Origin of the sequence: Pseudorhodobacter wandonensis, assembly GCF_001202035.1 — a bacterium.
In the GTDB taxonomy this organism is placed as follows: Bacteria; Pseudomonadota; Alphaproteobacteria; order Rhodobacterales; family Rhodobacteraceae; genus Pseudorhodobacter; species Pseudorhodobacter wandonensis.
On the sequence record NZ_LGHT01000026.1, the window covers coordinates 106,675 to 120,485 of the forward strand.

Annotated in this window: 12 protein-coding genes; 7 read left to right on the forward strand and 5 right to left on the reverse strand. The window is 60.5% G+C overall.

The features are described 5' to 3' along the window. Positions 1-2: 2 nt before the first annotated feature. Positions 3-695, reverse strand: coding sequence for an arylesterase (locus tag AKU79_RS07025; RefSeq protein WP_050523075.1), 693 nt, complete (start codon positions 693-695; stop codon positions 3-5). Between AKU79_RS07025 and AKU79_RS07030 the strand changes: the two genes are divergently transcribed. The 6 genes from AKU79_RS07030 to AKU79_RS07055 all read left to right on the forward strand — a co-directional run bounded on the left by AKU79_RS07030 (position 694) and on the right by AKU79_RS07055 (position 7,184). Continuing rightward, positions 694-1,386, forward strand: coding sequence for an ABC transporter ATP-binding protein (locus AKU79_RS07030; protein WP_050522881.1), 693 nt, complete (start codon positions 694-696; stop codon positions 1,384-1,386). The two genes, AKU79_RS07025 and AKU79_RS07030, sit on opposite strands and share 2 nt — an antisense overlap. Next, entirely contained in the window at positions 1,383-3,902 is a 2,520-nt protein-coding gene (locus AKU79_RS07035; RefSeq protein WP_050522882.1) for an ABC transporter permease, read from the forward strand. The genes AKU79_RS07030 and AKU79_RS07035 overlap by 4 nt, the downstream gene beginning before the upstream one ends. Positions 3,903-3,969: 67 nt before the next feature. After that, positions 3,970-5,124, forward strand: a complete 1,155-nt coding sequence (argE, locus tag AKU79_RS07040) for an acetylornithine deacetylase (protein ID WP_050522883.1) — start codon at positions 3,970-3,972, stop codon at positions 5,122-5,124. Between the two features lie 127 nt (positions 5,125-5,251). Next, the gene (mnmH, locus tag AKU79_RS07045; protein WP_050522884.1) at positions 5,252-6,343 is read left to right on the forward strand and encodes a tRNA 2-selenouridine(34) synthase MnmH; all 1,092 of its coding nucleotides are present in this window, start codon (positions 5,252-5,254) and stop codon (positions 6,341-6,343) included. Positions 6,344-6,401: 58 nt separating this feature from the next. Then, positions 6,402-6,725 carry an ArsR/SmtB family transcription factor gene (locus tag AKU79_RS07050; protein WP_050522885.1) on the forward strand — a complete coding sequence of 108 codons (324 nt, stop codon included), beginning with the start codon at positions 6,402-6,404 and terminating at the stop codon, positions 6,723-6,725. Between the two features lie 3 nt (positions 6,726-6,728). Continuing rightward, the gene (locus AKU79_RS07055) at positions 6,729-7,184 is read left to right on the forward strand and encodes an SRPBCC domain-containing protein (RefSeq protein ID WP_050522886.1); all 456 of its coding nucleotides are present in this window, start codon (positions 6,729-6,731) and stop codon (positions 7,182-7,184) included. Between the two features lie 108 nt (positions 7,185-7,292). On the opposite strand, the gene metG is transcribed toward AKU79_RS07055, so the two are convergent. Then, entirely contained in the window at positions 7,293-9,002 is a 1,710-nt protein-coding gene (gene metG, locus AKU79_RS07060) for a methionine--tRNA ligase (protein ID WP_050522887.1), read from the reverse strand. Positions 9,003-9,276: 274 nt separating this feature from the next. Between metG and AKU79_RS07065 the strand changes: the two genes are divergently transcribed. After that, positions 9,277-10,173, forward strand: coding sequence for a DUF1963 domain-containing protein (locus AKU79_RS07065; RefSeq protein ID WP_050522888.1), 897 nt, complete (start codon positions 9,277-9,279; stop codon positions 10,171-10,173). 152 nt (positions 10,174-10,325) lie between these two features. On the opposite strand, the gene AKU79_RS07070 is transcribed toward AKU79_RS07065, so the two are convergent. The 3 genes from AKU79_RS07070 to AKU79_RS07080 all read right to left on the reverse strand — a co-directional run bounded on the left by AKU79_RS07070 (position 10,326) and on the right by AKU79_RS07080 (position 13,776). After that, the gene (locus tag AKU79_RS07070) at positions 10,326-11,555 is read right to left on the reverse strand and encodes an MFS transporter (protein WP_050522889.1); all 1,230 of its coding nucleotides are present in this window, start codon (positions 11,553-11,555) and stop codon (positions 10,326-10,328) included. A 137-nt stretch (positions 11,556-11,692) separates the two neighbouring features. Beyond that, complete coding sequence (locus tag AKU79_RS07075) at positions 11,693-13,099, reverse strand: nucleobase:cation symporter-2 family protein (RefSeq protein ID WP_050522890.1); 1,407 nt, start codon at positions 13,097-13,099, stop codon at positions 11,693-11,695. 152 nt (positions 13,100-13,251) lie between these two features. Continuing rightward, positions 13,252-13,776, reverse strand: a complete 525-nt coding sequence (locus tag AKU79_RS07080; RefSeq protein WP_050522891.1) for an ureidoglycolate lyase — start codon at positions 13,774-13,776, stop codon at positions 13,252-13,254. Positions 13,777-13,811: the final 35 nt, after the last annotated feature.

Consider the following 13,811-nt stretch of genomic DNA (forward strand, 5'->3'; position numbering starts at 1 on the left):
GGTCAGCGTTTAATCTGCGCCAATAGCGCGATCACCTCTGGCCCCAACGCCTCGACTATCCGCGCCACGCCTTCACGGTTGGGGTGAATACCGTCTGCCTGCATAAAGGCAGGGTCAAGCCCGCCATCAGCCGTCGCAATCGGCGCGAAATAAACCGGCGACAATAGCACCCCGAATTGCGCCGCCAGATCAGGGTAAATCGCGTCAAACTCGGCTTTGTAGTCAGGGCCATAGTTTCCAGGCGCAAGCAGCCGCACCAGCAAAACCGGCAAACCTTTGGCCTTGGCCACCTCCAGAATCTTCGTCAGATTGGCCCGCGCCTCGGCAGGGGGCAAACCGCGCAGCATGTCATTGCCACCAAGGTTCACGATCATCGCATCCGCACCTTCCGACAGCGACCATTCCAGCCGCGCCGCACCGCCCGCCGTGGTATCGCCCGACACCCCCGCATTGACGACAACGGCCTGCGCACCCTGCGCCGCCAGCCAGCCCGATAACCGCGGCACAAACCCGTCCTCGGGCGGCAAACCATAGCCCGCCGTCAAACTGTCACCCAGTGCCAATACTTTCGGCAAATCGGCCGCCATTGCGCCGCCCGCGACGGAAAAGCCTAAAATCATCGTATAAACAATGTTGCGAACAGCGCGCGCCGCCCCATATGGAAGGGTAAGGCAGGACCGAAGGGCAGATTTCATGACGACACCCATTCTGGCGCTAAACAACATAGCGCTGACGCTTGCGGGCAATGCAGGCCCGGTTTCCATTTTGCGCGGCATTACGCTGAACGTCCAGCGCGGCGAAAGTTTGGGGCTGATCGGGCCTTCGGGGTCGGGCAAATCGTCTCTCCTTATGGTCATGGGCGGGCTGGAACGCGCCACATCCGGCGCGATCAACGCCTTGGGGCATGATCTGACCGCTATGGATGAAGACAAGCTCGCGCGCTTTCGTAGAGATCATATGGGGGTGGTGTTCCAATCTTTCCACCTTATTCCGACAATGACCGCGCTGGAAAACGTGGCCCTGCCGCTGGAACTGGGCGGGGTGCAAGACGCCTTTGGCCGTGCCGCCGCCGAATTGAACGCCGTCGGTCTGGGCAGCCGCATGGATCATTACCCCAGCCAGATGTCGGGGGGCGAGCAACAGCGCGTCGCCCTTGCCCGCGCCGCCGCCCCTCGCCCCGCGATCTTGCTGGCCGATGAGCCCACCGGCAATCTTGATGGCAAAAACGGCGCGGCCATTATGGACCTGCTGTTTGGCCTGCGCGACCGGCATGACGCCACCCTGATCATGGTCACCCACGCCCCCGAACTGGCCGAGCGTTGCTCGCGCATCATCCGGCTTAAGGACGGAATGATCGACACCGACGCGGTCGAGGACGCAGCATGAGCCTGATGTTGGCGGCCAAACTGGCACGGCGCGAATTGCGCGGTGGCTTGCAGGGGTTTCGGGTGTTTCTGGCCTGTCTGGCGCTGGGTGTCGCCGCGATTGCCGCCGTCGGCATGGTGCGTTCCGCGATTGAGGGCGGCTTGGCGACACAAGGCGCTGCCCTTTTGGGCGGTGATGCGCAGATGGAATTCACCTATCGCACCGCCACCGATGAAGAGCGCGCCTTTATGGACGCCATGTCCATGGCGACCTCCGAGGTGATTGATTTCCGCTCGATGGCTGTGGTCGGCGAAGACCGCGCCCTGACACAAGTAAAAGCCGTAGACAGCGCCTATCCTTTGGTTGGCGCGGTCGAACTCGATCCCGCAATTCCGCTGGCGCAGGCCTTGGCCGTAGAAAATGATCTGCCCGGTGCGGTGATGGACCGTGTTTTGGTTGATCGCTTGGGCCTTGCCCTTGGCGACCCGTTCAAAATGGGCACGCAAAGCTTTCGCCTGTCGGCAGTGCTGGTCAAGGAACCCGACAGTGCGACCGGCGGCTTTGGCCTTGGCCCGCGCACGATTGTGCTAACCAGCGCCTTGGCAAACTCGGGGCTCATCAGCGCGGGCAGCCTGTTTGAATCGCAATACCGGCTTCTCCTGCCCCCCGAAACCGATCTTGATGCAGCCAAAGCCAGCGCCGAAGACGCGTTCCGTGACAAAGGCTTGCGTTGGTCCGATAGCCGCCGCGCAACCCCCGGCGTGGCGCGTTTTGTCGAACGCATCGGGTCTTTTCTTGTGCTGGTGGGGCTTGCTGGTCTGGCGGTCGGCGGTGTCGGCGTTTCAGCCGCAGTACGCGCCTATCTCGACGGCAAAATCGCAACAATTGCCACGCTGAAAACCCTCGGCGCCAGCGGGCGGATGATTTTTCAAACCTATCTGATGCAAATCGGGGCGCTGACGGTTCTGGGCGTGACACTGGGCCTGATCTTGGGCGCAGGCGTGCCGCTGGCGCTGTCGCCGCTGATCAAGGCGTCATTGCCGTTTCCGGTGGATTTCGCCCTCTATCCCGCACCACTGGCCGAGGCCGCGTTTTACGGCAGTGTCACCGCTTTGCTGTTCACGCTTTGGCCGCTGGCGCGGGTGCAAAATGTGCGGGCGGCTGTGCTGTACCGTGGTGGCGACGGACGTGTGGCTTGGCCAAACTGGGTGCATTGGCTGGCGCTGGTGGCGCTGGTTGCCTTGCTGATCGGCGGCGCGGCCTGGCTGTCGGGCCTTGCGTTTCTGGCGCTGTGGGCGGCGGCTGGTGTCGTGGCGGCGCTGGGTATCTTATGGGCCACTGCTTACGGATTACGCCTTGCCGCGCGGGCCTTGGCGCGGTCGGGGCTGGCGCGGGGCCATGTCGGTCTGCGCGCGGCACTGGCCGCCATCGGCGGGCCGCGGGATGAGGCGGCCTCGGTCATCCTCTCGCTTGGTCTCGGGCTTACAGTGCTGGCCTCGGTCGGGCAAATTGATGCGAACCTGCGGGCCGCGATCAGCCGCGATCTGCCAAGCGTTGCCCCCAGCTATTTCTTTGTCGATATCCAGAATGACCAGATCGACGGTTTTCTAACCCGCACCAAGGCCGACCCCGGCGTAACGCGCGTCGAATCTGCGGCCATGCTGCGCGGGGTAGTGACCAAGATCAACGGCGTCGACGCGCGTCAGGTCGCGGGCGAGCATTGGGTTGTGCGCGGCGACCGTGGCGTGACCTATGCCGCCACCCTGCCCGAGGGCACCGAACTGACCGGCGGCACCTTCTGGCCCTCTGATTACACAGGCCCACCGCAACTGTCCTTTGCGCAGGAAGAGGCCGATGAGATCGGGTTGAAACTGGGCGACACAGTCACCGTCAACATCCTTGGCCGCGATATCGAGGCCAAGATCACCAGCTTTCGCAAGGTTGACTTCTCAACCGGCGGAATGGGTTTTGTGATGATGCTTAACCCTGCTGCGGTGGCGGGCGCGCCGCATACCTTCATCGCGACGGTCTATTCCGATGCTGCATCCGAGGCGCGGCTGCTGCGCGATGTGGCAGGGGCTTACCCCAACATCACGGCCGTGCGGGTGCGCGATGCGATCAACCGCGTGTCCGATGCCCTGTCGGCCATTGCCACGGCCACGGCTTGGGCTGCGGGGGCCACTTTGCTGACCGGCTTTGTCGTCCTCATCGGGGCTGCAGCAGCGGGCGAGCGTCTGCGCATCTATGAGGCAGCGGTTCTGAAAACCCTTGGCGCCAGCCGTGCGCAGATCATGGGCAGTTTCGCGCTGCGGGCGGCGTTGACAGGGGCTGCAGCAGGCGTGGTGGCGATTCTTGCAGGCGGTCTGGCGGCTTGGGGTGTCATGCATTTCGTTATGGAAACCACCTTTATCTTTGAACCGCTGTCGGCGCTGGCCATTGTCATCGGCGGGGTCTTGGCAACCTTGCTGGCAGGTCTGGCCTTTGTCTGGCGCCCCCTTGCGGCACGGCCCGCCCAAGTGTTGCGGGCGCAGGAATAGGCGTTTTGGGGGTGCCGCAACGCGCCCCCTTAGGCTATGACAGGCGGGAATGAACCGGAGTTTCCCCATGGACATGCGTGCCATACTTGACCGTCTGATCGGTTTTGAAACCGTCAGCCATATGACCAACCTGCCCTTGCTGCGCTTTGTCGAGGGGCTGCTGGCCGAAGCAGGCATTCCCAGCACGCTGATTTTTGACGAGACCGGCGAAAAGGCCAATCTCTGGGCGCGTGTCGGCCCTGCCGATGTGCCGGGGGTGATCTTGTCAGGCCATGTCGATGTGGTGCCGGTCGAAGGCCAGGCCTGGACGCGACCGGCCTTTGAGGTGACGCAAGAGGGCAGCCGCCTCTATGGCCGCGGCACCACCGATATGAAAGGCTTTGACGCCTGCGCCATTGCCTGCATGTTAGAGGCAGCCAAACGCGACCTGAAAGTGCCGCTGATTTTGGCGCTGTCCCATGACGAAGAAATCGGCTGCCGCGGCGTGGGGTCGATGATCGACGCGATGGCCGAGTGGTCTGTGCCGCCGCGCCTGTGCATCGTGGGCGAACCCACTAGCATGGAGGCCGCGATCGGCCACAAAGGCAAAGTGGCGCTGCGCGTGACCTGTCAGGGCCGCGCGGGCCATTCGTCGCTGGCGCCCCAGGCGCTGAATGCAATCCATATGGCGATGGATTTTGGCATGGGCGTGCGGGCCTTGCAGGCCGAGGTGGCGGCGACAGGCCCGTCTGATGCCGATTATGACGTGCCCTATACCACGCTGCATATGGGCAAGATCACCGGCGGCGTGCAGGTGAATGTGGTGGCGCATCAATGTGTGATCGACATGGAAATCCGCTCTTTGGCGCAAGATGACCCACAAGCGCTGATCGCGCGGGTCGAGGCCGTGGCCGAGGCGGTTGTGGCCCCCCTGCGCAATGACTTCCCCGAAGCCGCCATCACCGTTGAGCGGCTGTGGGATTATCCGGGATTGGGAACCGAGGCCGACGCGGATGTTGTCAGCTTTGTCAAAGGCCTGACCGGTGGCAATACGCACCTGAAAGTGGCCTATGGCACCGAAGGCGGGATGTTTGCCCAACGGCTGGGCCTGCCCACCGTGATCTGCGGGCCGGGTGCAATGGCGCAGGGCCATATGCCGGATGAATATGTCGAACTGGCGCAATTGCAGCGCTGCGAGGCGATGATGGCCGCATTGCTGGCGCGGTGCGAGGCCGGGTTCTAGGCCTGTTAGGTTGGCCCCCTTGGCCAAAGGGCAGCAGGTATTTGGACCAAGATGAAATCAGACGGCGTGCGGGGAGCCATAGATCGCGGCTTTTCCTGCGGCAGCCTATCGCGTAAGAAGGGCCGACATGGCAATAACTCTCACCTCTCTTGCGCAACTGGCCCAGCTTGGGTTTGACGACATCATCGATGTGCGCAGCCCTGCCGAATTTGCCGAAGATCATATCCCCGGTGCTATCAACCTGGCCGTTCTGGATGATGCCGAGCGCGCCGAGGTGGGCACGATTTACAAGCAAGACAGCCCGTTTCGCGCCCGCAAGATCGGCGCGGCCTTGGTGGCCGCCAATGCTGCCGCGCATCTGCAAGGGCCGCTGGCCGACAAACCGGGGGGCTGGCAGCCGCTGGTCTATTGCTGGCGCGGGGGGCAGCGATCGGGGTCTTTTGCGTCCATCCTCAGCCAGATCGGCTGGCGGGTAGAGCTGGTTTCGGGGGGCTATAAGGCCTATCGCAGCCTGGTGGTGCAGGCGCTTTATGACCAGCCGTTCCCCTGCCCTGTGATCTTGCTGGATGGCAATACCGGATCGGCCAAAACCGCCCTGCTGCACCGTTTGGCGGCGCGCGGCATACAAGTACTTGATCTGGAAGGGCTGGCGCATCATCGCGGCAGCCTGTTTGGCGCGATGGCAGGTGGGCAACCCAGCCAAAAGGCATTTGAATCGGCGCTGGCCGCGGCGATTGACAGCCTTGACCCCACGCGCCCTGTGGTGATTGAGGCCGAGAGCTCCAAAGTTGGCAACTGCCGCCTGCCGCCGATGCTTTGGAAGGCGATGATCGCCGCCGAGCGGTTCGAAGTGGTGGCCCCCGTGGCGGCCCGCGCCCGCTATCTGGTCACCGCCTATGCCGATCTGGTCGCCGATACCACGCGGCTAACTGGCGTAATTGGCAGATTGCGCAATGCCCATTCGGCGGAACAAATAGACCTCTGGCAAACGCAAGCTGCAACCGGCGCGTTTGAACCGCTCGCCGCAAGCCTGATGGCCGCGCATTATGACCCCCGCTATTCCCGCCACCGTGCAAGGGTGGAACGGGGGCTGGAACAGGGGCTGGAACACGGGCTGGAAACCTTTTCGGTGGATGATTTGGGCGATGCCGCGCTGAACGCGTTGGCAGATTGCATGGCGCAACACGTCGCGGCAAAAGGTCCAGACCCGCGACAATAGTTAGCCAAATGGAAATGTTTTTATTGCCACCCGCCACGACAGGTGATAACTTAGCCCTATGGATAACCATCTACACAGCAGCTTTCACGCCCTGGGCGACCCAACCCGCCTTGCGGTCATCGAACAACTTATGCACGGCCCCGCCACGGTAAGCGCCCTGGCAGAACCACATGCCATGGCGCTGCCCTCATTCACCAAACATTTGGGCGTGTTAGAGCGTGCCGGGCTGATCCGAAGCGCGAAAAAAGGCCGCGTGCGCACCTGTTTTATCCATCCGCCGGCCATCCACGCCATCGACGACTGGCTAACCAATCGACGTGCAATGTGGGAAGGGCGGCTTGATCGGCTTGCCTCCCACCTCGCCTCCTCTCGAAAGGACTAGACCATGGATATGCATCACGAAACCCTTGTTTTTGAGCGCAATTTCAACGTTCCGCCCGCGCGCCTGTTTCAATCCTATACAGACCCAAGAGAGCGCGAAATCTGGTCGGCGTCCTCGCCTGAAACGGTGATCATCATCGATCAAACCGACGTACGAACCGGTGGTCAGGAACTGGGGCGCTGCGGCAGCGCAAAGGACCTAAGCTGGACGGTGAAAGTGGCTTACCACCTTGTAAATCAAGACGAATTGATCACCTTTACCGAGGAGCTGTGGGAAGGCGATGCGATCCTGACGATTGCCCTTATCACCTTTGAGATTGAGCAACACGGCAAGGCCGGGTCGCGGCTAAAGCTGACCGATCAGATCACGTCTTTCGTCGGTAAAGGCGGGGTTGCAGGGCATCTTGAAGGCTACACCCTTGCGCTCGACAATCTTGTGGCGCGGCTGAACCTATCATAGGGCAACCAGTGTTTGATCTGCAAACCGGCGCTTACAAAACAAACGCGCGCTGCAAAGCTACAGCGCGCGATTATCGCATCTGATATCACAACCTTGCAGGGCAGACCGTCAGCCCCGCACACCTGCAAAGCGTTCTTGCCATTCCACCCGCTCGTCATCGGTGATTTTGCGGAACAGCACCTCGGGCACCTCAAACGCATGGCCCACGGGCAGCGCATTCAGCGCCGCACGCAGATCGGTTGGCCAGGACCAATCATCGGTTTTCATACCCGCCATCATCGACTCTGCCGCTGCCGGGATAAACGGCTGCGAAATCACAGCGTAAACGCGGATCAGGTTCAGCGCCAAACGAATCTGGGCGGCGGCCTGCGCGGGGTCGGTTTTTACCACGGTCCACGGCGCACTGGCTTGCAGATACTCATTGCCCGCAACCCAAATGCTGCGCAACTCAATCGCCGCTTTGCGCACGTCCATCGCTTGCATATAGCCCTCATAGGCGCGCAGGCGGGTTTCAATATCGGCAATCAGCGCATCCTCGGCCGCGCCCCAGGTGCCGCCCTCCGGCACAACCTCACCAAATTTCGACCGGCAGAACTTGGTGACGCGGGACACGAGGTTGCCCAACACATCCGCCAAATCCTTATTGGCCGATTGCTGGAAATTCTCCCACGTAAACTCGGAATCCGACGATTCAGGGGCGTGCGACAGCAACCACCAGCGCCAGTAATCGGCAGGCAACAGCGACAACGCCTGATCCATAAACACCCCCCGCCCGCGCGAGGTGGAAAACTGACCGCCGTCATAGTTCAGATAGTTGAACGACTTGATGTAATCGACCAGCTTCCACGGCTCATTCGAGCCCAAAATCGTGGCCGGAAAGCTAAGCGTATGAAACGGCACGTTATCCTTGCCCATGAACTGGGTATAGGTCACGTCATCCGCGCCTTTGTCGGTGCGCCACCAGCGTTCCCAATCATTGCCCGTGGCCGCCGCCCACTCCTGCGCGCAGGCGATATATTCGATCGGCGCATCGAACCAGACATAGAACACCTTGCCGTCCATCCCCGCCCAAGGTGCGCCGTCAAACTGCGCAGGCACGCCCCATTTCAAATCGCGGGTGATGCCACGGTCTTGCAACCCGTCCCCGTCATTCAGCCATTTCTTGGCAATCGAGGTGGTCAGAACCGGCCAATCGGACTTGCTCTCAATCCACTCCGACAGCTTGCCCTTCATTTCCGACTGGCGCAGATACAGATGCTTGGTTTCGCGCAGCTCCAGATCGGTTGACCCCGAAACAGTCGAACGCGGGTTAATCAGATCAACAGGGTCCAGCTGCTTGGTGCAGTTGTCACACTGGTCGCCGCGCGCAGACTCGAACCCGCAATTCGGGCAAGTGCCCTCGATATAGCGGTCGGGCAAAAACCGGCCATCCGCCACCGAATACATCTGCTGCTCGACCACTTCGCGGATCAGCCCCTCTTCGGCCAAACGCTTGGCAAAGGCCTGCGTCAGCACGCGGTTTTCCGCACTGGACGACCGCCCGAAATGGTCAAACGACAGGGCAAAGCCGCGCGCAATCTCGGCCTGAACGGCGTGCATTTCCGCGCAATAGGCGTCAACCGGTTGGCCCGCCTTGGCCGCAGCCAGCTCGGCGGGGGTGCCATGCTCATCCGTGGCACAAAGAAACAGCACTTCGTGGCCGCGCGCGCGCAAATAACGGGCATAAAGATCGGCAGGCAACTGGCTGCCCACAAGGTTGCCCAAATGCTTGATTCCGTTGATATAAGGAATTGCAGAGGTGATCAGATGTCTGGCCATTGGGGCGCCCTTTTCGAATAAACCTTTGCCCATTTACCCCAAGCCCGCGCCCAAAGCCAGAACCAGCGTACACTAATCGCGGGCTTTCCATGGCCACCAAACCCAATACCCCCGTTCCCAATGCAGCCCATCGCCCGCATAGCGGCAATACTCGCCCCGCGCAGCCCAATCCGCAGCCGCCCTGTCCCAAACCCCGATCATCCCCAACCAACACTTGACGCAAACCCCGTTTTCGCGCCTTCTAAAGGTAAAGATTGCAGGATAAGGCGGCGCCGTGATCAAACTGATTGCCTTGGGGGCTTTGCTACTGGTTGGCATTTTCTGGGCGCTGCGCCGCCGCCCCAAGGTTGTCGCTGCGGCCCGAAAACCGCTTGATCCACCTGCCAAACAGCATAAGGCCCCTCACTTCAGCACCAGTTTGCACGATGCCATAACAGCCCTAACCGAACCGGGCTTGCGCGGCAGCATGACGCCCTATGCCGCAGGCCCAACCGACAGCCGCATCGGCGGCCCGCTGATCTGGCCAAAGGGCGAAACCCTGCCCCTCGATGAAACCGGCCGCGCTTTTATCCTGCTGGCGCAGGTCAATCTCTCAACCCTGCCCGCCCCGCTTGATCTGCCGCGTTCGGGCCTGCTGCAAATCCTGATAACCGCCGATGAAATGTTCGGCTGCGAATTCCCCTCGGCGCAAAATGCTGGCATGCGCGTGGTCTTGCACCCTGCCGACGCCAGTTTCGCCCCCTGCCCAAACCCGGTTTCCAGCACCGCAGACACCCCGATCACCGTCAAGAACCTATACCCGCAAGGTCAAAAAATCGCTTGGGAGCACATCAGTTGCCCACCGTCCTTTGCCGACAGCCGCCTCTCTGACCTGCTATACCCGCCGCAAGGCCTCAGCCCCGCCGATAAAACGGCCGTCGAAACCCTGAACATCGCCACGATGCAGGCGCGCGGCCCCTATGACATCATGCTGCGCGGCACCCCCGATTTTGTCCAAAGCGACCCGCGCCAGGATCCGGCCTATAGCGGCATGGTCAACCTGATTGCTTTCTCGTCATCCGGTGGCGCATTCCTCTGGGGCGATGCGGGCGAGGCCTGCTTTCTTATCCCGCAACCAGACATCGCCAAAGCCGAGTTCTCGCGCGTGATCTACTATTGGGATTGCAGGTAACCAAAACCGCCCTCGCCCATCATCTATCTACAAATATCCATTCTACGGCGGGGCACAATTGCGTCCTCAAAAGGTTAAGAATGCATGAACGCAAAATGAAAATGGCAGCAAATACAACGCCCTAACAAATTGTCCGCGCACGGTCATTCTGGCTATTTGCGCTCTTTGTCCCGCCCTCGCCCCAACAGCCGCCCCACCCAAAACGACGTGCGCGGCTCATAGGTATAGGCCGTCCTTTCATCCGGGCTGGGCCGCGCCTGCATCCGCGCGATTCCAAAAACAATCAAGAAAACATGGGCCAAAGCGATCATCCAGAACATCGCGGCCGGGCCAAATCCGTCAATCACAACCGAGGCCAGAAACGGGCTCGCAATCGCCCCCACCGCGTATAAAAACATCAAGGCCGCCGACAATTCGACCCGTTCAGACGAGCTGGCAAAATCATGGGCATGGGCGGTCGAAACCGAATAAATCGGCAAGGTCGCAAAGCCGAAAATCCCCGCCGTGACAAACACCGCCACCGTCCCCGCGCCCGCAAACATGATCGTCACCACACAAGCCACGATCCCTGCCACCGACAGCCCGATCAGCACGCTGCGGCGGTCAAATTTATCGGCCAGCCAGCCCACCGGATATTGCGCCAGCGCGCCGCCCACCACAAAGGCTGCCAAGAAAAGCGCGATCTGATCCGCCCGCAGCCCGACCTCCAGCCCGTAAACCGGCCCTACCATCCGAAAGGCCGCCCCCGACACGCCTGACACGATCACTCCTGCCGCCGCCAGCGGCGACCGCTCCCACGCCAGCCTTGGCCGCAAACGCGGCGTGGCGGGCGTCTCGGGCGGCTCGGCCTTGGTCAGCGTCAGCGGAAACAGCGCCGCACAGCACAGCAGGGCCAATAAATTATACGACACATAAGACGCAGGCTCCAACACCGCGATCATCATCTGCGCGCCCAAACTGCCGCAAATATCTACCACGCGGTAGGTGCCCATCGCCCGCCCCCGCGTTTCATTCGTCACCTTGGCCTGTAACCATGCCTCGATAATTGTATAACAACCCGCAATACAGACCCCGCTGGCCATCCGCATCACCGCCCAAGCATAGGCGTCAATAACCAGCATATGCGCCAATATCCCGATTGTGCCCGCCGCAACAAAGGCCGCAAAAGCGCGGGAATGGCCGACCTCGCCCATCAAACGCGGGGCCCACCAGCAGCCAATGAAAAACCCCACGAAATGCGCCGAGCCAAGGATACCGATTTGCGCTGTCGTAAAGTTCAAGGCGGCCCCGGAAATCGCATCCAACGGGCCAACCCCGCCCGACCCGAGTTGCAAAAGCACAACTGAAAAGAACAGGGCGGCAAAAGATATCAGCAGACGCATAACGGGGCTTTCGGGTCAGGCAGAGCCTGCACTTTGGGCGCAGTTGAGCCGTTCCGTCCAGTCCTTGTTTCATAATCCGGCGCCAAAATGCAAAACGGGGGGCTAATGCCCCCCGCCTGTTCGGTTATCAAAGGCGCTCAGTGATCTGCGACCGAGGCCGCTTTGCGCAGCTCTTCTTCGGTGCCTTTTGCGCCATTGAAAAACAGGTTCAGCAACACGGCCGAGATCGTCGTCAGCAAGATACCGCTTTCGATCAGGGGATGAATCGCATGGGGCAACCACATTTTGAAATCGGGCGCGATCAAAGGGATCATCCCGAAGCCAAGCGATATGGCAACGATGAACAGGTTGAACCGGTTTTGCGCAAAATCAACGCCACTGGCCAGAATACGGACGCCCGTCGCGGCAACCATGCCAAACATCACCAAACCCGCACCGCCAAGCACAGCCGTCGGCAAGGCCTCGACCAAAGCCGCCATTTTCGGAATAAGCCCGAGCGCGATGAGGATCAGACCCCCTGCTACCGCAATGTACCGGCTTTTGATGCCCGTCACACCCACCAACCCGACGTTTTGCGAAAAGCTGGTATATGGGAAGGTGTTAAAGATGCCCCCGATCAGCGTGCCCAATCCGTCGGTCCGCAAACCTGCGGCAAGGCGGGGCTGGGTGATCTTGCGGCCGGTCATATCGCCAAGCGCAAGAAACATGCCGGTAGATTCGATCATCACAACGATCATCACCAGAACCATCGTGATGATCATCACCGGATCAAATATCGGCATGCCAAAATGGAACGGCTTGATCAGTGCGAACCATTCAGCGCCTGCAACCTTATCAAAATGCATCATGCCAAGCACTGCGGCCAGCACCCCGCCGACAACGATGCCCAAAAGCACCGCGATATTGGCGACAAAGCCCTTGCCGTATTTTGCAAAGGCCAGAACTGCAGCCAGAACAATCGCCGAGACGGCCATATTTGGCAAGGATGCATAGGCCGGGTTATTGACCGAAGGCGCGATGCTGAGGCCTTTGGGGATAGCTGGCAGGGTAGAGCCGGTGGCGGCAGCCAAGTCGGTGACTTGTTTCAACCATTCGGCATGCTCAGGGTTAACGATTTTCGGCGCGGTCGGGCCCAGCGGCAAGCCAAAGATCCAGTTGATCCCGATCCGCATCAGAGTGACACCGATGATCAGAATGATTGTGCCGGTGACGACCGGCGGAAAAAACCGCAGCATTTTGGATACTAAAGGCGCGATGAGCATGGCAATAATGCCCGCGCCGATGATTGAGCCAAAGATCATGCGTGCGCCATCATAGCCCGGGTTGGACAGGCCGATTGCGATCATCGGACCAACAGATGCAAAGGTAACGCCCATCATCACCGGCATTTGCACACCGAAATAGCGGGTGACGCCCAAAGATTGAATGATCGTCACGATACCGCAGACAAACAAGTCGGCGGAAATCAGAAAAGCCACATCTTGGGGTTCGAGTTTCAGCACACGGCCAATAATCAGCGGTACGGCAATCGCACCCGCATACATTACCAGCACATGTTATAACCCCAGCGTAAAGAGCTGAGGCGTGGGTAGAATTTCATCTACCGGTTTTACTTGATCAGTCACGTTTCGTCCTCTCTGTTCGGGGTTATCATTTCAAGCGGGACGCGCCCCTATCGCGCCCGGCCCGTCCGTCATCACAAAGGGTGGCTTTTGCCTTTTTCTGCCTTTGCGGGGGAATGGCCTTGGGGGTAAACCGTCCAAGGCTGGGAAAACCGGTGTTCTTCGAGGTTGGGCGTAGGTCCAATGCGATCAACCACGGCAAAAAGACCGGGCCCATCCAAAGGCGTCAGCACACCGTGCCAGGTGCCACGGTGCAGGTTGATGCCTTGTGCGCCGTTGGTCAGGAATGCGCGGGGTGTGGCTTTGGGGTCGGCAGTAACGATAACAAGGAAAGGGTGCTGGGACATCGGAATGAAGGCTTGCGAGCCTTGGGGGTGACGTTCTACCAGATCGAGGATGTAGGGCAGGCTGCGGGTTTGGGCCTGAAAGATGGAAATACCAGCCTGTGCATCGTCAAAATCAAGTTTAGCGCGGTCATGGAAGCGGCCGCAGAGGCCTTGGTTTATGATTTTGTCGGGGGGGCCGCATGCATCAAGCACATCGCCGAAGGGGGCGAAGGCTGTGGCGATCAGGGGTTCGATCTGGATGGCTCTAGTCATTCTGACCTTTGGTTCTTGGGCTGGCCGCCGGGGGA